Annotated in this window: 19 protein-coding genes; 8 read left to right on the top strand and 11 right to left on the bottom strand. The window is 67.1% G+C overall.

Going from position 1 to position 18956, the window contains the following annotated elements:
- Nucleotides 1-49: 49 nt before the first annotated feature.
- Together ABIE04_RS12045 and ABIE04_RS12040 are read right to left on the bottom strand one after the other, a co-directional pair.
- Nucleotides 50-892, bottom strand: coding sequence for a DUF2182 domain-containing protein (locus ABIE04_RS12045; RefSeq protein ID WP_354550383.1), 843 nt, complete (start codon nucleotides 890-892; stop codon nucleotides 50-52).
- An 8-nt stretch (nucleotides 893-900) separates the two neighbouring features.
- Nucleotides 901-1665: a DUF899 domain-containing protein gene (locus tag ABIE04_RS12040; protein WP_354550379.1), complete on the bottom strand. Its 765-nt coding sequence runs from the start codon at nucleotides 1663-1665 to the stop codon at nucleotides 901-903.
- A 116-nt stretch (nucleotides 1666-1781) separates the two neighbouring features.
- Here ABIE04_RS12040 and ABIE04_RS12035 point away from each other — a divergent pair, with 116 nt between their 5' ends.
- Entirely contained in the window at nucleotides 1782-3002 is a 1221-nt protein-coding gene (locus ABIE04_RS12035) for a helix-turn-helix domain-containing protein (RefSeq protein ID WP_354550375.1), read from the top strand.
- Nucleotides 3003-3011: 9 nt separating this feature from the next.
- Nucleotides 3012-3662 carry a Vgb family protein gene (locus ABIE04_RS12030; RefSeq protein WP_354550370.1) on the top strand — a complete coding sequence of 217 codons (651 nt, stop codon included), beginning with the start codon at nucleotides 3012-3014 and terminating at the stop codon, nucleotides 3660-3662.
- 39 nt (nucleotides 3663-3701) lie between these two features.
- Here ABIE04_RS12030 and ABIE04_RS12025 read toward each other — a convergent pair whose 3' ends face one another.
- Nucleotides 3702-5069: a permease prefix domain 1-containing protein gene (locus ABIE04_RS12025; protein WP_354550366.1), complete on the bottom strand. Its 1368-nt coding sequence runs from the start codon at nucleotides 5067-5069 to the stop codon at nucleotides 3702-3704.
- Nucleotides 5070-5071: 2 nt separating this feature from the next.
- Nucleotides 5072-5458, bottom strand: coding sequence for a PadR family transcriptional regulator (locus ABIE04_RS12020; RefSeq protein WP_354550364.1), 387 nt, complete (start codon nucleotides 5456-5458; stop codon nucleotides 5072-5074).
- 265 nt (nucleotides 5459-5723) lie between these two features.
- On the opposite strand from ABIE04_RS12020, the gene ABIE04_RS12015 reads away from it, so the two are divergent.
- Together ABIE04_RS12015 and ABIE04_RS12010 are read left to right on the top strand one after the other, a co-directional pair.
- The gene (locus tag ABIE04_RS12015) at nucleotides 5724-7907 is read left to right on the top strand and encodes an alpha-galactosidase (protein ID WP_354550362.1); all 2184 of its coding nucleotides are present in this window, start codon (nucleotides 5724-5726) and stop codon (nucleotides 7905-7907) included.
- Nucleotides 7908-8037: 130 nt separating this feature from the next.
- The gene (locus ABIE04_RS12010) at nucleotides 8038-8814 is read left to right on the top strand and encodes a ThuA domain-containing protein (RefSeq protein ID WP_354550358.1); all 777 of its coding nucleotides are present in this window, start codon (nucleotides 8038-8040) and stop codon (nucleotides 8812-8814) included.
- Between the two features lie 27 nt (nucleotides 8815-8841).
- On the opposite strand, the gene ABIE04_RS12005 is transcribed toward ABIE04_RS12010, so the two are convergent.
- From ABIE04_RS12005 to ABIE04_RS11980, 6 genes are all read right to left on the bottom strand, one after another.
- A complete protein-coding gene (locus tag ABIE04_RS12005; protein ID WP_354550353.1) occupies nucleotides 8842-9324 on the bottom strand; it encodes a hypothetical protein in 483 nt (160 codons plus the stop codon).
- Between the two features lie 93 nt (nucleotides 9325-9417).
- On the bottom strand, nucleotides 9418-9987 hold the full coding sequence (locus tag ABIE04_RS12000; protein WP_354550349.1) for a gluconate 2-dehydrogenase subunit 3 family protein: 570 nt from the start codon (nucleotides 9985-9987) through the stop codon (nucleotides 9418-9420).
- Complete coding sequence (locus ABIE04_RS11995; protein ID WP_354550345.1) at nucleotides 9984-11678, bottom strand: GMC family oxidoreductase; 1695 nt, start codon at nucleotides 11676-11678, stop codon at nucleotides 9984-9986. Before ABIE04_RS11995 ends, ABIE04_RS12000 begins: the two co-directional genes overlap by 4 nt.
- Entirely contained in the window at nucleotides 11675-12625 is a 951-nt protein-coding gene (locus ABIE04_RS11990) for a 3-keto-disaccharide hydrolase (RefSeq protein ID WP_354550341.1), read from the bottom strand. The genes ABIE04_RS11995 and ABIE04_RS11990 overlap by 4 nt, the downstream gene beginning before the upstream one ends.
- 112 nt (nucleotides 12626-12737) lie before the next feature.
- Nucleotides 12738-13550: an SGNH/GDSL hydrolase family protein gene (locus ABIE04_RS11985; RefSeq protein WP_354550337.1), complete on the bottom strand. Its 813-nt coding sequence runs from the start codon at nucleotides 13548-13550 to the stop codon at nucleotides 12738-12740.
- A 141-nt stretch (nucleotides 13551-13691) separates the two neighbouring features.
- On the bottom strand, nucleotides 13692-15269 hold the full coding sequence (locus ABIE04_RS11980; RefSeq protein ID WP_354551446.1) for a M20/M25/M40 family metallo-hydrolase: 1578 nt from the start codon (nucleotides 15267-15269) through the stop codon (nucleotides 13692-13694).
- A 395-nt stretch (nucleotides 15270-15664) separates the two neighbouring features.
- Here ABIE04_RS11980 and ABIE04_RS11975 point away from each other — a divergent pair, with 395 nt between their 5' ends.
- The 4 genes from ABIE04_RS11975 (at nucleotide 15665) to ABIE04_RS11960 (ending at nucleotide 18389) form a co-directional block, all read left to right on the top strand.
- Nucleotides 15665-16201, top strand: a complete 537-nt coding sequence (locus tag ABIE04_RS11975; RefSeq protein ID WP_354550335.1) for a bactofilin family protein — start codon at nucleotides 15665-15667, stop codon at nucleotides 16199-16201.
- The gene (locus ABIE04_RS11970; protein ID WP_354550333.1) at nucleotides 16198-16560 is read left to right on the top strand and encodes a hypothetical protein; all 363 of its coding nucleotides are present in this window, start codon (nucleotides 16198-16200) and stop codon (nucleotides 16558-16560) included. The genes ABIE04_RS11975 and ABIE04_RS11970 overlap by 4 nt, the downstream gene beginning before the upstream one ends.
- A gap of 122 nt (nucleotides 16561-16682) precedes the next feature.
- Nucleotides 16683-17030, top strand: coding sequence for a RidA family protein (locus ABIE04_RS11965; RefSeq protein WP_354551444.1), 348 nt, complete (start codon nucleotides 16683-16685; stop codon nucleotides 17028-17030).
- A 138-nt stretch (nucleotides 17031-17168) separates the two neighbouring features.
- Nucleotides 17169-18389, top strand: a complete 1221-nt coding sequence (locus ABIE04_RS11960; protein WP_354550331.1) for a serine hydrolase domain-containing protein — start codon at nucleotides 17169-17171, stop codon at nucleotides 18387-18389.
- A 36-nt stretch (nucleotides 18390-18425) separates the two neighbouring features.
- On the opposite strand, the gene ABIE04_RS11955 is transcribed toward ABIE04_RS11960, so the two are convergent.
- Nucleotides 18426-18812 (bottom strand): hypothetical protein, encoded by a 387-nt coding sequence (locus ABIE04_RS11955; protein WP_354550329.1) that lies wholly within the window; start codon nucleotides 18810-18812, stop codon nucleotides 18426-18428.
- Nucleotides 18813-18956: the final 144 nt, after the last annotated feature.

The following is an 18956-nucleotide window of genomic DNA, read 5'->3' as shown; positions in this document are numbered from 1 at the left end:
AATGGCAGAACGCGCAGAAGAATACCGGCAAGACGGTGGTGGCAATCGCCTACCACGTAAAGGCAAAGGCATGGCTCGCGATCACGAACAGCCCTGCTCCGATGGCGACGGCCCCGCTGGCCCGCGCAACGCGCTCACCGGCCGGTGCGAGACGCTCGAGCGTGATCGCCGCCGTCACGGCGGCCATCGCCTGCAGGTCCATGACCCCAATGACCAGGAGGACCGCGGTCGAACCGGCGCAACAGAGATTGCAGTGGAAGCCAAGGCGCAGGCCGAGACGCCAGGCCATGCCGACGTTGACCGGCAACCTGCGGTCGTGCCCCGGCGCATTCCGGCAGCAGGCCAGCTGACGCGCTTTCCACGCAGTGAACTGAAGGGCGCCGGCGATAAGGACCACCCCGCCGACGGCGATCGGCACGCCGCGCGCCAGCGCCGGCTGCTGCATCTCGATCGTCGCCAGCGCGGCGCCCAAGGCAAAAGCAGCCATGCCGAATACTGTCCAGACCGCGAAGTAACCCACACCCACGATCGTGGCCAGACGACCGGGACGCGCGTTGCCCGTCCTGCCGATGGCCTGGCGGCAGCGCCACAGCACCTGGGCCAGGGATGGCAGCATCATCGCCACCATCATCACCACCCACATGCCCAGAAACGCCGCCGTGGCGCTGGGCCAGGTCTGCCCCGGCATCCGCATCCACGTCATCGACATCGTCCAGCCGCCGGGCATCGGCATCCCGCCCATCGTCGACATGGACGTGCAGCGGGCGATCGTCACCGCGGCGCTGGCGGCGAACAGCAGCGTCGCCACGCCGAAGAAGATTCGCCGCGAAGCTTGCTCGATGGCCATGCCGCGCGAGACATCCACACCTCCGGTTGCACCGACGATATCCATGGCCGGGCTCAGCGTGTGGCGTATTCGTCGTGGCGGCGCCACCAGATGCCCGCCTCGTTGCGCCCCAGCGGCGCGCGGTCGAGCCACTGGTACGCGCCCCACAGGCCGTCCAGGCCGCGCGCGTAGGTGGAGTAGGTGTGATAGATCGCGCCGTCCTCGAGCACGAAGGCGCTCATGCCTGGGCGGTCGCGCACGTAGGTGGCTGCATCCGTGCCGCAGGTGGCCGCAAACTCGTGCACCGGTTCCGGGAGTTCGGCGGCGACGATCGGGTGGCCGCCGCGCCGGTAGTTGTATTCGACGCCGCCTGCGCGCTGCTGCGCTTCGGTGATCGAAACGTTGAAGTCGTAGTTGAAGTCGCCGCCGTGCGATGACGCCCACGGGAACGCCCAGCCCATGCGCCGCTTGTACGCTTGCAGCTTGGCGAGCGGCGCGCGCGACACCGCCGTCAGCGCGACGTCGTGGTTGGCCAGGTGGACGGCGAAGCCGTTGAAGCCGTCGGCGATCATCGAGCAGGACGGACACCCCGCCGTGTAGTCGGGCCCGAACATGAAGTGGTAGACGAGGAGCTGCGAGTGCCCCTGGAAGAGGTCCTCCAGCGAGGCGCTCCCTGCGTCGGTGTCGAAGTGGTACGCCTTGTCGATCCGGACCCACGGCAGCGCCTGCCGCCGCCGCGCCAGCTCGTCGCTGCGCCGCGTGTGCTCCTTCTCCGCATCGAGTAGCGCCATCCGCGCGGCGAGCCATTCCTGCCGCGTTCCGGTCATGTGCTTGGTCATCGCTGCTATCTCCGCCTGGAGACGACCCGGCGGTCGTCGGTCATGCGCTAGATTAGGCACCGGGTTTCCAGCGGCGGGAGTGACAAGTGTGGCGCGATTGACATGAGCTCGTTCCCGTGGACTCGCTGATCACCGCCGCCGCGCGCGCACTCGCCGCAGGCGACCCCCTCGGCGCACTGAAGCGGGTCGCCCTGCGCGACGATCCGCCCGGCCTCGCGCTGCGAGGCATCGCGATGGCGCAGCTCGGCGATCTGGTTCGGGCGAAGGCGCTGCTGCGAAAAGCGGCGCGTGCCTTCGGTGCGAAGGAAGCCGTGGCGCGCGCGCGATGCGTCGTCGCCGAAGCCGAGATCGCACTGGCCTCGCGCGAACTGGGTTGGCCTGCGAAGGCGCTCGACGCCGCGCGGGCGACGCTCGAAGAACACGGCGATCGGGTGAACGCCGCGCACGCGCGCTATCTCGAAGTCCGGCGCCTCCTGCTGATCGGGTACCTCGACGAAGCCGAACGCATGCTCGGCGGGCTCGATCCCACGTCCCTGTCGCCTGCGTTGCAAGCCGTCCACGAACTGGTGGCGGCAGGGATCGGGTTGCGGCGCCTGCAGACGAAGGCCGCGCGTGCGGCACTCACCCGGGCCGCGCGTGCCGCGCAACATGCACGCATTCCCGCGCTGACGGCAGAGGTCGAAAACGCCTTCTTGGTCCTGGACACGCCCGCCGCGCGCCTGGTCGCAAGTGGCGGGGAACGATTCCTCCGGCTCGCGGAGGTCGAAGCGCTGCTGGCATCGAATGCCTTCGTCGTGGATGCCTGCCGCCACGCCGTGCGCCATGCGGGCACGACGATCCCGCTCGCGAAGCGCCCGGTGCTGTTCACGCTCGCCCGCGCGCTGGGCGAAGCGTGGCCGCAGGACGTGCCCAGGGACGCGCTCGTCGCGCACGCATTCCGCTTGAAGCTCGCCGACGAATCGCATCGCGCACGCTTGCGTGTCGAAATCGGGCGGCTGCGCGCCGAGCTGCGCCCGCTGGCCGAAGTGAACGCGACGAAGCGGGGGTTCGTGCTGGTGCCGCGCCATGCACGCGAAGTCGTCGTGCTGGCCCGGCCGGTCGAGGAGAAGCATGCGACGGTGCTCGCCCTGCTCGCCGACGGCGAGTCGTGGTCGAGCTCGGCCCTGGCGCTTGCCCTCGGCGCCAGCCAGCGTACCGTGCAGCGGGCACTCGACGCGTTGGCGGCTGCAGGCAAGGTGCAGTCGTTCGGTCATGCACGGGCGCGCCGCTGGACGACCCCGCCGGTGCCGGGATTCGCGACCACCTTGTTACTCCCCGCCCCGCTGCCGGGCGACTAGGATGGAAACATGCATCGAACAAAAGCCGAAGTCTTCCGTGAGTACGGCCCCTTTCCCGGTGCCGACAACGTGCATGGCGTCACCTACGACGGCCACAACGTCTGGTTTGCGTCCGGCGACAGGCTGAATGCCTTCGATCCGGCGAGCGGGAAGCCGCTGGACTCGATCGACGTCGCCGCACATGCGGGAACCGCCTTCGACGGCGAGCACCTGTTCCAGCTTGCCGAGGATCGCATCCAGAAGATCGACCCGCAGACCGGCCGCGTGCTCGCCACGATCCCGGCGCCCGGCGGTGGCGGCGACTCGGGACTCGCGTGGGCCGAAGGGACGCTGTGGGTGGGGCAATACCGGGACCGGAAAATCCATCAGATCGATCCCCTGACCGGGGCGATTCTTCGCACCATCGAGTCCAACCGCTTCGTCACCGGGGTCACCTGGGTCGACGGCGAACTCTGGCACGGCACCTGGGAAAGCGACGAAAGCGAGTTGAGGCGGGTCGACCCTCGAACCGGAAAGGTTCTGGAGAGTCTGGAGATGCCACCCGGCGTCGGCGTGTCGGGGCTCGATTCCGATGGCGGCGATCAATTCTTCTGCGGCGGCGGAAACAGCGCGAAGGTGCGCGCGGTTCGCCGGCCGAGGCGAGCCGCGGCGGACCGATAGGCAAGCAGGTTGTTCCGGATGCCGGTTGGCCGTACCCGGTCAGATGTATCGGAACAGCGGCGGAAAGACGATCACGACGACCATCGCCCACGCGGCATAGATCGGCAGGTAATCCGTCTGCCACCGCTCAAGGCGCGCGAATGATCCGCGGCCTCGCAGAAAGCGGATGTAGAGCACGGCGGACCATGCCAGATTGGCCAGGAGAATCACGTTCTCTCCCAGCGCGGCCACGCGATTCGGCGTGAATCCGAATTCGTTGATGCGCGCGGCGATGGCCCATAGCGCGAGCGCATTCGCCAGCAACGCGCCGACCACGAGCACGACCTGCACCACGTCGAAGGCGCCGGGAGGCGACTGCGGGTCGCGGGCGGAGACCGAATAGAGCAGCAGGCCGAGGACCAGGACGAGCAGCAGGTCGAAGGCGATCAGCACGTTCCGCTCGATGTCGACGCCGTGCCCGGTCCACAGCACGGTCCCCAGGAACACCGCCAGCACGGCGGCGAAGATCGGCGTGAACAGGCGAGTCAACACGGGTGCCATGTTCTCGATCACGCTCTGCTTGGCCTCCACCAGCCACGCGGCGACCAGCACGGCCGCGGCCGCCCCGCACGGCAACAGCCAGGCGCTGAAGAAAGGCTCGGCCTTGACCCCGATCGCCTCGAACATCATCACCATGAACGCCGTGAGCACGGCGCCGCCAAGGGCGATCAGGACGTAGTAGATGAACAGCTCGCCCGAGAAGCGAATGAAGTCCATGCGCCCGCTCCCCTGACGCCAGCGGCCGCCGGCGTACACGATCCCCACCGCCAGCCACAGCGCGATCGGCAGGTGCAGCGCCGCCAGCCTCTCGCTGGCGCCGCCCGGCATGAAAGGATAGACGTTGGCGAAGACCGCCGCAGCAACGAATGCCGCAGCCAGCCAGGACAGCGTCTTCGTGCCGAGCTGCCGTTTCCACACGAAATAACCGGCCAGGAAAGGCAGCACGAACAGGCTGAGGTTGCGGGCGTAGAAGCCGACGTCCTGTTCCAGCTGCAGCCCGAAGAGCACCGGCAGCTTGATCGCCACGGCCGCCGCCAGCGCGAGCCCGAAAGCGACGATGGCATCCGTTCGAGTGCGCGCCCGCGGACCATCGGCTTCCGACGGGACGACGACGAGCTGCTTCCACAGGCGCTCCGAATGCTCGCGCGCGAACTCGCGCGAGAGAGCGTCGAGGTCGCCCATGCGCTTGACCGCCACCAGGAACGCTTCGTCGGTGGCGAGCCCCGCGTCGACCAGAACCGCGACCTGCTCGCGCAGATGGTCTTCCAGCTCCGCGACGTCGACGGCGTGGATCGCCTGCCGGCGGTGCAGGTAGTTGCGCCACTGGTCGATCTGCGCTTCGAGCGATGCGTGATCCGAGGCGGCCATGGTCAGGCTCCTTGTGGCGATAACGCGGCAGATGCCGGGCGGATCACCGGACCGGCGACGGAGAGCGCCTTCCAGATGGACCGTAAGGTCGCGTCCACCGCCTGCCATTGCCGGCGTTCCTCCGCGAGCTGGTCCCGGCCGGCGGCTGTGATCCGGTAGTACTTGCGACGACGGCCGCTCTCGGCGATTTCCCATCGCGCCTCGATCTGGCCGAGCCGCTCGAGCCGATGCAGCACGGGGTAGAGCATGCCGTCCGTCCACTCCATGTGTCCGCCCGACAATTCCCGGACGCGCTGGATGATCGCGTAGCCGTAGCTGTCCCCCTCGGCCAGGATCGCCAGCACGATCGGGGTCGAAGAGGCGGCTATCAGGTCCTTGTTGATCGCCATGGAGGTCCCGTGTTGCGCGGTGCGGATGGACTCATTCGCGGATACATGGCCACACTATACATTGGTGTGCTATGTATGCAACGGGGTCACGCCCATCGAGCGACCGTCCGTGCCGGTGGCTCCGCGCCGGCATGGCTGCATCGATGCGATGCCGGCAACTAAGCCGGAGAAAGCCAAAGGGCCTGCAATCGCCTTATGGTAGTTTTCCAGACTTGATGGCATCGCCGTCCCCGACAGACCTTCGACGCACGGGGTATCCGCAGCAATGAAGTCGGCGCATCGCAAGGCGATCATCGCCGGCATGTGGCTGGCCGCGACGCTGTTGCCGATGGGCGCGCTCGCGGATGCCCTCCTGCACGTCGGCAATCTCGATACGCATCTTGTCTTGCAGGCCGGGCCGTCGGCGCCGCGCTTGCTTCGTCTGTCCGGGGATACGGGGCCGGCGTGGACCGGCACCGTCGCTGTCACGCTGATCGACCGGGCCCGCGTGAATGGCAAGGAAGCGCCGCTGCATTGGCGATTCAATCGCGCAGCCAGCCGCGTGCGAGCGGATTCGGTGAGCCTGGTGTACGAGACGGGACATCCGCACCTGCGGCTGACCTGGGAGTGGCACGCGCGTGCACCGCACGGGCCGCTCGAACACTCGATACGGATCGAGAACCGGACCGCGCAGGAACTATGGATTCCGCTGCAGGACAGCTTTCGCTTCGGCTGGAAGGTGGCGGCGAACCGGGCGCTGCAGCAACTGTGGATCGACAAGGGCGCCGGCGAGGCGCCGCCCGTCGGCACCCACCTGCAGGATGTCGCCGAGGGCTATCGCTGGCGCGGCACATCGAGCAGCTATGCGCATCCGCCCAAGGGTGAGCCCCGCGAGATCATTCCGTACATGCTGGTGCGATCGCCGGCGGATACGGCGACGACCGGCTGGTATCTCGGCGTGGAATTCAGCGGCCGCGTCGCGATGCAATTGCAGCGGCGCGGCGACATGCTCGAGGGCCGCGCCGGGCTCGATCCCGAACCCGGCCCGTTCCGCACGCGGCTGCTGCCGGGCGCCAGCTTCACCACGCCCACCGTATTCCTCGGCGCCAGCCGCGGCAGCGTCGACGACGCGGGCAATGTGCTGCGGCGCTGGGTCCGTCGGGTGCTGAACGATCCGCGGACGTTGCGCGACCCGGCCTATCCGCTGCTGACCAACAACAGCTGGGGCAGCGGCATGGCGATTGACGAGAGCCAGGCGCGGCGCATGATCGACGATTCGGCCGCCTTGGGTTTCGAGATGTTCCACCTCGACGCGGGCTGGTTTCGCGGCGTCGGCGATTGGGTGCCGGATCCGGCCAAGTTTCCGCACGGATTGGCCGCCCTTGCCGACGATGCCCATCGGCACGGCCTGAAATTCGGCCTGTGGGTGGACTGGGCACAGGCCGGCGACAGCACGCGGCCCGAGGCGATGAGCGTCATCCATGCCGCCACGCGCGACTGGCTGACCGCCGATCCGCCGCCGGGCTGGAAGCCCGGCGAGTTCAAGGGCATCACCATCGACATCGGCCAGCCGGCCGCCGCCCGCTGGGTCTCGAACGAACTGGATCGGATGGTGCGTGACTACCACCTGGACATGCTGGAACACGACGGCTACGTCATCGCCCAGGGCTGCGACCGCGCCGACCACCCGCACGCGACCTGCGATCCGAAGGACGTGCATCGCTACGAGGACCAGGGATTCCTGTGGCAGGACGGCCCCAACTCCACCGACGTCAGCTATCACGCCGCGCGCGCCTACGAGAACATCTACCGTGCGCTGCGGCGCAAGCATCCCGGCCTGCTCCTGGAGATCTGCAACGACGGCGGACGCATGGTGGATTTCGGCAGCGCCTCGGTGGGCGACTACTTCTCGATCGTCGATGCCTATGATCCGCTGACGAACCGGCAGGCCTTCTACGATGCCAGCCACGTGCTGCCTCCGGCGATGCTGGAAACCTATGTGGCGCAGTGGCCGACGCCGCGCATCGAGAATTTTCGCTACATGCTGCGCAGCGGCATGATGGGCTGGTTCACGCTGATGCTGGATACGACGAAATGGAGCCGCTCGCAGCACGACACCGCCATCGAGGAGTTGCGCCTGTACAAGACCGTGCTGCGCCCGCTGATCCGCGAAGCCGACCTGTATCACGTCGCTCCGCGCCCGGACGGCAAGGGCTGGGACGGCATGGAATATATCGATGCCCCACGCGGAAGGGGCGTGCTGTATGCCTTCCGCGGCACCGATCGCGGCGACACGTCGCATACCTTCGTGCTGAAAGGCCTGCAGCCGCAACGGCGCTATCGCCTGCATTTCCACGACGGCAGCGCAGGTGACAAGGTCCTCCGCGGCAGCGCGCTGATGCGCACCGGTGTCGAGGTAACGCTGCCGCTGCCGGATTCGTCGGAACTGGTGTTGCTGCAGGCGCTGTGAGCCGGGCTCAAACGCGGGAGTGCTGCGCGCCGCGACCGAGGTGACGCTCCGTCGGCGGTGCACTTTTGTTCCGTGTTCTGTCCGTCGGGATCGCCTGGGCGGGCATCCGCTGGATTGCTACACTCGGAACATGCACAAGAGCCAGGTCCTGACCGCCATCCTGGTGCTGGCCGCGGCGCTGCTGCCGGGCTGCACGCCGCCCGCCGCGAGCCGGCCGGACCGCGCAAGGGCAACCGTGAGTTCGCGGCACGCACCGCGGATCCTGGTGTTCACCCGCACGACGGGTTATCGCCACGCATCGATCCCGGTCGGCGTGCAGACGCTGCGCGAGCTTGCGCAGGCGGAGGGGATCGCGCTGACCCGCAGCGAGGACCCTGCCCTGTTCGACGACGCCAGCTTGGCCCGCTTCGATGCGGTGGTGTTTCTCAGCACCACCGGCGATGTGCTGGACGACGCCCAGCAGGCGGCGTTCGAGCGCTACGTCGGCAAGGGTGGTGGTTACATGGGCGTGCACGCTGCCGCCGATACCGAATACGACTGGCCCTGGTACGGCCGTCTGGTCGGCGCCTGGTTCGACAGCCATCCGCAGGGGCTGCAGACCACCCGGGTGCGCTTCGAAGGCGACGCCGTCGCGCTGGCGCAGGACTGGCAGGTCACCGACGAGCTGTACAACTACCGCCGCGACCCGCGCGGCACCGTCGAGGTGATCGCTACCGTGGACGAAAGCCGGTACCAGGGCGGCAAGATGGGTACCGACCACCCGATCGCCTGGTGTCACACCCGCCTGGGCGGCCGCGCCTGGTACACCGGCCTGGGGCATGACGCGGCGCTGTATGCCGACCCGATCTACCGTGCGCACCTGCTGCGCGGCCTGCGCTACGTCACCGGCCGCGCGGACGTGTGCTGAACCCGGTTTTCTTTGATTCTTTGTCGGCTACCGGACGCGCGTGAAATAGTTCGTCCGCATCATCGGCAGGCCGTTGCCCCCGGCATAGGCAGCGGTCTCGGTCAGCGTCTTGCCGTCCGCAGCGACGGTATAGACGCGCGTCGATGCCGGAATGCCTTTCTTCACAAGGTCCATGACCAGGACATTGGGCGCGGGCAGCTTCAAGGCGACGGTGTCGGCCTCGATGCTGTCCTTAACGGACGCGGCTGTGCCATCGAGGGCGGCGTTGCTTACGGCGTGGCTCACCGCTCCACTGGCGTCGACGATGTCGACACGCGTCGTCCACTTCCCCCCACCCGCATCGCTGAACGTTATCGTGACGCTCTTCGGTCGCGCCGTCGGCGGAATCGGCAAACGCGAGACATCGACAGCCCAGCTGCCGAGCAAGGGAGAAGCGGTGGACGACCGTGCAAGAGCCGGCGCGGTCTGAATCACGCCAGCGACCAGCAGGATGGCATAGAGCGCTTTCATAGGACCTCCCCCACGAGGTTGGCGAGCAGCAGCGTACCGGCAAAAGGACCCGAAAGGGTGAGGTTGGCCCCTTATTTTCCAGGGGGTCATTGGCTATCCACCCCACGCCGGCTGCCCGGGCGCAAGTGGGAGGCATCCCTCCCAGCGCCCGGGAATGGCCACGTAGCGCATCGCCCGCGTCATGCCGATCTCTGACGTGAAGTAGACCCGCAGCGCGAGCTCGCGTACGACCACGAACCAGTGCGATTCGCCGGCCTGTCGCGCCACGGCATCCACCTCGCGAAGCAGCCGCTCGCGTTCGGGCCGAGGCAGCGAGGCGAAGGCGCCGCCGCGTTCCCGGCAGATCGCCCGGAACGCCCGCAGTCCATCCGAGACCCGCTGCTGCACGTCCGTGGCCATGCAGTCGGCGAGCAGCAGGGCCATCGTCGCACCCACACCGGCGGCCTTCGCTCCCGGCGAGGCCGCGGTCGTCGGAAGGAGCGAATCGGCGATGTCTTCGAGCAACGCCTGGTCATCGCGCTCGTCTTCGGGCCCGCGTCCGCCGCGCCAGCCGCCGGCCAGCACGCCGGGCGCGATCAGCGCACCGCCCACCAGGACGGTCAGCGCCTTCATCGCCTCGCGCCGCGTCATCGCCATCGACATCATCGGCTCGCGATCGCTCACAGGTTCCGCCTCCCCAGTTCCTCGACGGCATGATTCACCGCGCGGGCCGTGAGGGCCATGTAGAGAAGCGACGGGCTCTGGTTGCCGGTGGAGGTCATGCACGCACCGTCGGTGACGAAGACGTTGGGGCACGCATGCAGCTGGTTCCAGCGGTTGAGCAGCGAGGTCTCCGGGTCGCGCCCCATGCGGCAACCGCCCATCTCGTGGATGTCGCGCCCCGGGGACCAGTGATTGTCGACCGTCTCGATGTCGCGGCATCCGGCGACGCCGAGCATCTCGGTGGCCTGCGTGCGCCAGTCGCGGACCATCTTCTCGTCGTTGTCGTCGTATCCCACCGAGGTGACCAGCAGCGGCATGCCCCATTCGTCCTTTTGCGTTTCATGCAGGCGGACGTGGTTCGCCTCCTTGGGAATCGTCTCGCCCTGGAGGTACATGTAGATCTTCCATGGCCCGGGCCGGGCCTGCGCATCCTTGTACGCGCCGCCGACCTGCTCGGCCGTGACCGCGCCACGCTCGCGATACGCACCGGTGAACGTGGTGTAGCCGCCGACGAAGTCCATCTCCTGCTTCCCGAGGTTGCGGAAGTTGGCGAGGATGCACTCCGAGGGCCTGCGGCCGAAGTAGTACTTGTCGTCGAAACCGTCGATGAATCCCCTGCCGGAGGCGCGGTAGTTCTGGAAGGCCACGTATTTCCCGAGCAGGCCGTTGTCGTTGCCGAGCCCGTGCGGGAATCGGGCCGAGACCGAGTTGAACAGGATCAGCACCGTGTTCAGCGCCGACGCGTTGACGAAGACGATGCGGGCGCGATACTCGCTGACGGCATGGGTGTTCGCGTCGATCACCCGCACTCCCGTCGCCCTGTTCCTGCGTTCGTCATAAATGATGGAATGCACGACGGCGTCGGGACGAAGCGTCAGGTTCCCGGTTTTCTCCGCCCACGGCAGCGTCGACGAGTTCGAACTGAAGTAGGCGCCGAAGGGACACCCGCGCCAGCACAGGTTGCGCGCCAGGCAGCGGCTGCGTCCCTGTTGCAGATGGATCGGCTCCGGCCGGGTGAGGTGGGCCCAGCGGCCGTGCACCACGTGGCGATTGCCGTAGTGCGCGCGGATCCTGTCGCTCATGTGCTGCTCGACGCAATTGAAGTCGAACGGCGGCAGGAACTCCCCGTCGGGCATCGACTCGATCCCGTCGCGCGTCCCGCACACACCGATGAATTTCTCCACGTGCGAGTACCACGGGGCGATGTCGTCGTAGCCGATCGGCCAGGCGATGCCGTAGCCGTCGCGCTCCGGCGCCTCGAACTCGTACCGGCTCCAGCGCTGGCAGGCGCGCCCCCACATGATCGACTTGCCGCCCACCTGGTAGCCGCGGATCCAGTCGAACGGCCGCTCCTGCACGTAGGGATGCTCGGCGTCCTTGACGAAGAAGTGCACCACGTCCTCGGCGGCGATCTTGCTCATGACCGGGTTTTCCTGCACGAGCTTGCGCGTCAGCGCGCCGCGGTGCGGAAGCTGCCAGGGAGCCAGGTTCGCGGTGGGATAGTCCTTGACGTGGGTGACGTTGCGGCCGCGTTCCAGCACCAGCGTCTTCAGGCCCTTGTCGCACAGCTCCTTCGCCGCCCAGCCGCCGGAGATGCCGGAGCCGATGACGATGGCGTCGAAGGTGGTGGTGGCATCGGCGGCGGAGTTCATTGCGCAGGCGTCAGCGTGATGTTGCGGAACTCGACCGGGCCGTGGTCACCCTGCAGCAGCAGCGGCCCGGGCGCGCCTTCATCGCTGTCGAGCGCGCCGCCGGTGATGCCTGGGATCTCGCGGTCGCAGATGACCGTCCTGCCGTTGAGCATGACGGTGATCCTACGCCCGATCAGGGTGATGTCCAGCGACTGCCATGCATCCGGACCCCTGGCCACGTCCTCGCTCGGCGCAAGGAAACCGTACACGGCGCCGAGACGGTCGCTCGGGGGCTCGCCCAGCGCGTCGGCAATCTGCACTTCGTAGCGCCCCCGCAGGTACACGCCGCTGTTGCTGCCCGCGGGCAGGCGCAACTCGACGTGCAGCTTGAAGTCGTCGAACTTGCGCTCGGTCACCAGGTTGGCGCCTCCGGCCGTGTTGCGCAGCACGCCATCGGCAACTTCCCACCGGGACTGTCCCAGCGCGCGCCAGCCGCGCAGGTCGGTCCCGTTGAAGAGGCGGATCGGCCTGGCCCAGTCCGGCGCCGTCGGCCGCTGCAATGACGGTGCGCGACGGGCGCTCCAGTCGAAACGCCGGTGGTCGGGAAACGTCATCGAGCCGGTGATCGTGTCGCCGTGCAACCGTCCCCGGAACGACAGATCATCCTTGCCGTCCTCCCATTGCGGCGGCAGGGAGAAACGCAGCTCGCCGCCTTCGACCTCCACGCGGGAGATCGGCCGCGCGCTGCCGACCACGCCCACGAACTGGCCGACGAGCGTCCGGGATCCGGAGCGGCGGATTTCGAGCCAGGAAGGAAGATCGCCTGCAGGTGTATGGATATCGATGTCCCACCGCCCCACCAGCGCCTCCCCGGCGGCCTCGGTCGTCGCGGCGAAAGCGCTGCCAAGGATCATCGATCCGCCGAGGCCGAGGGCAAGCAGTGCCTGCAGGTGACGTCGCATGGTCATGTCCCTCTCTTCGGGAAGTCGACTCTAACTCCGCCCCGTCACGCTGTTACCAGCTGCCGGAGCAAACGGCCCGCAAGGCTTTCCATGGCGCTGCATCGCACCGGGCCGATCGCTACTTCGCCAGCGCCCGTTCGATGGCCCGCTGGGCCAGCGGCGCCATGATCATGTAACCCGCCGGCGTCGGGTGCACGCCGTCGCTGGCGAGGCGGGAGTCCATGCCACCCTGCGCGTTGGCCAGCGCGCTGTAGTAGTCGAGATAGGTGGCGCCATTCGACGCCGCATAGGACTTGAGCCATGCGTTGAGCGCGCGGACCTTGCTGGCCGGCTGCAACCCCGGGTGCCAGGGATAGTCGCTGACCGGCAGCACGGAAGCGAGAATGACCCGGATGTGGTGGGCCTGCGCCAGTTCCGTCATGGAACGGAAGTTGTCCTCGATCATCGGCAACGTGGCGAGGCCCGTATTGCCCGCGATGTCGTTGGTGCCGGCCAGTATGACCACCGCTGCGGGATGGAGCCCGATCACATCCTGCCGGAAACGCAGCAGCATCTGCGCGGTCGTCTGCCCCGATATGCCGCGGTTGATGTACGGCTTCCCTGGGAAAAAACGGGTGCCCCTGGCACGCCCCCACGCATCCGTGATGGAGTCCCCGAAAAACACCACACGGGTCCCGCCAGGCGCAGGCGCCGGGAGCTGCGCGTTGTCATCGCGGTAGCGGCCCAGTTGCGGCCAGTCCGACAACAGCTGCTGCATGGACGCGACCTGCTCGGCAGTGACCGATGCCGGCGGCATGGTGTAGAGCGGATTGATGGCGACGGGCCTCGCCGCGATGGAGGCGGAAGCCGCAGCCTGGCCCGTGGCATGCAGCGGGCCGGCCATGCTGGCTAGAAACGCGAAAGCAGCGGTAAAGACCGACGGAAACGTCATGCTCGAAATCTCCACGCAAGACTTGAAGCGCCAACGGTGAGCAAGCTACCTCGAGAAAGATATTGGCCCTCCCTCGAGCAGAGGAGAGGGCCGATATGGAGCTTACATACTACCCGCCCGCCGGTGTCGTCCCACCGGGAATCAGCCTTCCAGCAGCGGCTTGCGCGGCAGTTTTTCCTCGCGCATGGCGGCGTGGTAGACGAAGGACGCGACGATGGCCGCCGCCTGCTTCAGGTCTTCCGGCTCGGCGTGGTCCCAGGTGTCCAGGTTGCTGTGATGGACGTTGCTGAAGTAGTCCAGACGATCCTGGATGAACTGGAACCCCGGCAGGCCGACGCGATCGAAGGAAATGTGGTCGGTGCTGCCGGTATTGCGGGTGACCACGGTGGTGGCGCCGACGTCGTGGAACGGCTCCAGCCAGGCCTTGAAGATCGGCATCACCGCCAGGTTCTCCTGGGCATAGATGCCGCGGAAGCGGCCCGAGCCGTTGTCCATGTTGAAGTAGGCCGCGAAGTGGTCGTAGTCGCGCTTCTTCTGCAACGCGCCGGTCGATTCGCGCAGCGACGCCGGCAGCGCCTTCTGCGCGGGATCGGTGGGCTCCGGATAGGCGGCAAAGTGCTTGGCCACGTACGCCTGCGAACCGATCAGGCCCTGCTCCTCGCCGCTCCACAGCGCAACGCGAATGGTGCGTTTGGGCTTGGCGCCCACCGCCTTGAGGATGCGCATGGCCTCCATCATCACCGCCACGCCGGCGGCGTTGTCGGCCGCGCCGGTACCGGTGTGCCAGGAGTCCATGTGCGCGCCCAGCATGACGATCTCGCCGGCCTTGCTGCCGCTGCCCGGGATCTCGGCCACGGTGTTGTAGCCGGGCCGGTTGGCCTCGTCGGTGAAGCGTGCCTTCACGTTCACCCGCAGCTTCACCGCCTGCTTGCGCTCGACCGCGCGCGCCAGCTGGTTGTAGTGCTCGGCCGCCATCGCCAGCTCCGGCACGCCGACCGATTCACCGGCCTTGCGCGAGCCACCGCCGCCGACGCGGATGATGCCGTTGTCCCAGCCGCTGATGCTGAGGGTGGCCAGCACGCCTTCGGCGACGAAGAACTCGTTGGTGGCGCGGGTCAACTCCTGGCGCTCGGTGTACCGCTTGATCCGCTTGGCGCGGTCATTGTCGACATCCTTGGGCACGGCGAACGCCTGCAGTTCGGCCAGGCCGGCCTCGCCGTGGCGGTGCGAATCCGCTTCGACGCCGCGCTTGTATTCGCGTGCCTCGTTCAGCAACAGGATCTTGCCTGCCAGCTTGCCCTTGTACTTTTCAAGGTCGGCGCGGGTCTTGATGGCGACCGCCATCACCTCGCCCTCGACCGGGCCGTTGGTGCCGGGCGTCCACGCCTTGGGCAGCGCATGCAACGGCAGCGTGCGCGGGCTGAGCATTTCCACGCTGGCATCGCTGAATTCCCAGCCGCGGCCGAAGTCGTCGAAGGCTTCGTCGTGGACGTTGGTCAGGCCCCAGTCGTTGAACTTTTCGCGGGTCCAGGCATTGGCCTGCGCCATCTGCGGCGAGTTGGTCAGACGCGGACCAATGTTCTCGGTCAGATGGCTGAATGTGGCCATGACCTGCGAACGATGGAAAGCCTCCTGGCGAATGCGGCTGACCATATCCAGGTCCACCGGCTCCTGCGCCGCGGCCATGCCGCTGATTCCCAGACACATCATCACCCACATGCAACGCTTGATCACGGCTTTCCCCTGGCGCGGTTGAACGCAAGAACTTTCGAATCTAGCGCCCCGCCTCCTCGCACTCATGGGCCTTTAGTCATGCTGCCTGCCTCGGGTCCGGGAAATTGTCACCGATGCTTTGCCCCGCCGTGGTCCTGCACGTCACGCACAAGGCAGGACCAGGGGAATGGAAACGTTCCCTCCGCCCCGCCCGATTCGGAGTTTTTTAGCCACGCTCATGCACGATCGCCCACGCGTAATGGACGCTCAAGCTCGTAGCCAATGGCTAACGGGACGTGAACGTGACCCCGTTTTTGCCCGGGTAAGTGAACCTGACCCCGTTTTGGGCACCGTTTGGGGGGTACGGTTGACCTTCCGTCCGACTGAACCGGAGTCCCGCCATGGCCCTGTGGAAAGAATCCGTCAAGACCTCCGCCGCTGAAACGCCCGAAGCCACGGACCTGGCACGCCCCGGCATTCCGGAGACCAAACCCGAAGCGCAAACGCCGGTGCAGCCCGCACTCCGCCCTACGCCCACGCCCATGCCCACGCCGGGCAAGCCCAAGACCGAATCGCTGATCGCGCCCGATATCACCATCGAGGGCAAGATCGAAGGTGAGGGCCACGTGCGCATCGCCGGCAACTTCAAGGGCGACGTCAACGTGCGCGGCGACCTCACCATCGAGCCCGGTGCCAGGGTGACCGGCAGCGTGCGCGCCGAGAAGGTCACCATTGCGGGCGAACTGACCGGCAACATCGAATCCGCGGCGCACGTGGAACTGCAGCAAAGTGGCGCGCTGACCGGCGACCTGAAGGCAGGGTCGCTCAGCGTGGCGGCGGGTTCGCGCATGCGCGGCCAGGCCGAGTTCGGCTGGGACGACGCCAAGGACAGCAACAGCGCACACAAGACCAGCGGACACAACGGCACAATTTCGTGACCACCGCACATCCGGGCGCGGCCGGAGCGACGCGCATCTGTCCGCACTGCCGGGAGACCATCCTGGAAAGTGCGGGCGTGTGCCCCGCCTGCCGCCACAAGTTGCGCTTCAGCGAGCCAGCCAGCGCGATCGAAGCGCCAGCATCCGTGCCGCTGCGGGTGGAAGGCAGCTTTCGCAACCCCGTCGACAGCGGTGCATGGGAATACTCGATGGTGCTGACCATCCGCAACGAACGCGGCGAGGAGATCGCGCGCAAGCTGGTTGGCGTCGGCGCCATGCTGCCGAACGAACAGCGCACCTTCACCTTGAGCGTCGAGATGAACCCTGCCAGCGCGGGCGGCAAGCGCATATGGCATTGATGCGCGCACCGCCCTCTTGAGCTGCATGCGAGGTGCAGGGATATCCAACCCGCATGGAAAGTGCCCCTGTCCCCTTCGTTTCTGGTAACAATGACGGTGATATCCCCACAGGAAGCCACCCCATGATCCAGCGTTTCGATAGCGGCCCCCGCATGTCCGAAATGACCATCCACAACGGCGTGGCGTATCTCGCCGGGCAGGTAGCCGAGGACACCAGCGCCGATATCGTCGGTCAGACCGAGCAAGTGCTCCATGCCATCGATGACCTGTTGAAGCTGGCCATGACCGACAAGACCAACATCCTGCGCGCGGAAATCTTCCTGGCCGACATGGCCGATTTCGCCGGCATGAACGAAGCCTGGGACAAATGGGTACCCCAGGGCGCTACGCCAGCGCGTGCCACGGTGCAGGCGAAGCTGGCCAGGCCGAACTGGAAAATCGAGATCGTGGTCACCGCTGCGGTGCCGTGATCGCGCGGCACACCGGCCGTCCTTCCGTAACGGGTCCGCATTCCCGGCCGTGGAATGCGGTGCATCGCGAAAACCGAAAACCAGGAACATGCCGCCATCACTAGAATGCCGGCAGACCCCATGTCGGAGGCGATACCCATGAGCACCCGCTGGATGCGCAAAGGCGGAAGCATCTGTCTGCTCGGCCTGCTTCTTCTCGCCGGCACGGCACGGGCAGGCGGCCCCGTCGCCACCGTCCGTGTCGGCTTCGACCGCGACGGCATCACGTCGACCCAGGTCCATGGCTTCGCCGACAAAGCCGACGGACGCAAGGTCACCGCCGACGACCCGGTGCGCATCGCCTCGATCTCCAAGCTGGTCACCGCCATCGGCGTGATGCGTCTGGTGGAGGCTGGAAAGCTCAACCTGGATGCCGACGTCTCCGGGCAACTGGGCTGGCCGCTGCGCAATCCGGCCTTCCCCGACACGCCCATCACGCTGCGCCTGCTGATGTCGCACCGCTCCAGCCTTACCGACGCCGCCGGCTACTGGCAGACGCCGTTGGGCGAACAGTTGCGCGACATCCTCAAGGATCCGCGTGCCTGGGACACGCAACACGCGCCGGGAACGTATTTTCGCTACACCAACCTCAACTTCCCGTTGGTGGCCCAGGTGATGGAGCATGCCACCGGCGAGCGCTTCGACCGGCTGATGCAGCGCCTGGTGTTGAAGCCGCTGAACATCGACGGATGCTTCAACTGGGACACGTGCAGCGAGGCAACCGCTGCGCGTGCGGTGGTGCTGTATGACGCCGACGGCAAGCCGGCGAAGGACGACAACCACGGCCGCAAACCGGACTGCCCGGTGGTTCCCGCCCAGGACGGCAGCTGCAACCTCGCGCAATGGCGTGCAGGCGAGAACGGCGCACTGTTCTCGCCGCAGGGCGGCCTGCGCATCTCGGCCAATGGCCTCGCGCGCATCGGGCGGCTGCTGCTGGACAACGGCCGCATCGACGGCGTGCAACTGCTGACGCCCGTCTCCGTGCAGGCGCTGGCCACTCCACTCTGGCGGTACCACGACGGCGACGGCCTGACCTACGAGGAAGACACCGACGACCGCGGCAAGGGTTTCTTCTGCCGTTACGGCATGGCCGTGCAAACCCTGGCCACGCCGGCCACGGGCTGTCACGACGATCCGTTCGGCGACGGCATCGAACGCATCGGGCATTCCGGTTCCGCCTACGGCCTTCAAGCGGGACTGTGGGTGGATCGCGAGCATGGCACCGGCGTCGTCTGGTTCGCGACCGGCATGCCGGATCAACGGCTTGGCGGGCGCTCCGCGTTCAGCGCGGTGGAAGAGGAGCTGGCGCGCGGGAAGTAGCCCCTTGTCGCGACGTCGGGACCGGCGGTTATGTCGTCAGCCGATGCGCAACTTGTTCAGGAACAGGCCGTGCTCGCGATCCTCGACGCGGTGACCCTCGCGTCCTTCGACGATCCAGCCCCACACGGTACGCGTGCCGTCCGCATGCTGGCTGTCAACGCGCACGTGGTCGCCCTGCGGAACCGGAAACCGGGTCACCAGCACCATGGTTTGCTCGTCCATCGAAATCAGCTGCGCAGGCTTGCTGACGACGGAATTGGCCGTCCATCCGGAGCTGATATGAATCTGCACTTCCTGCGGCGGCTGGTCGCTGCGGTTGTCGAGCCTCCAGCCGTCGACTTTCTGCAGCAGCGCATCCAGATTCGGATCATTCCAGTCGACCGTGCCGACCGAAACGCTCGAGCGTGACTTGTCGTGCCCCATGTGGCTGACCTCCCGCCGGATAAATGCGAATGGACATGCAAACGCGCTTCCCGGGGCCAACATATCAGAACTTCCGCCCGGCGGCTGGATCCAGGCAATCGCAAGCGGCCCGTTGGCCTGGGGCTTTCAGCGGCCACACGCATG

It is taken from the genome of Rhodanobacter soli (assembly GCF_040548735.1).
GTDB lineage: Bacteria > Pseudomonadota > Gammaproteobacteria > Xanthomonadales > Rhodanobacteraceae > Rhodanobacter > Rhodanobacter soli_A.
The sequence above is the reverse complement of the archived record's forward strand: the minus strand, read 5'-3'. Positions and strand labels throughout refer to the sequence as shown.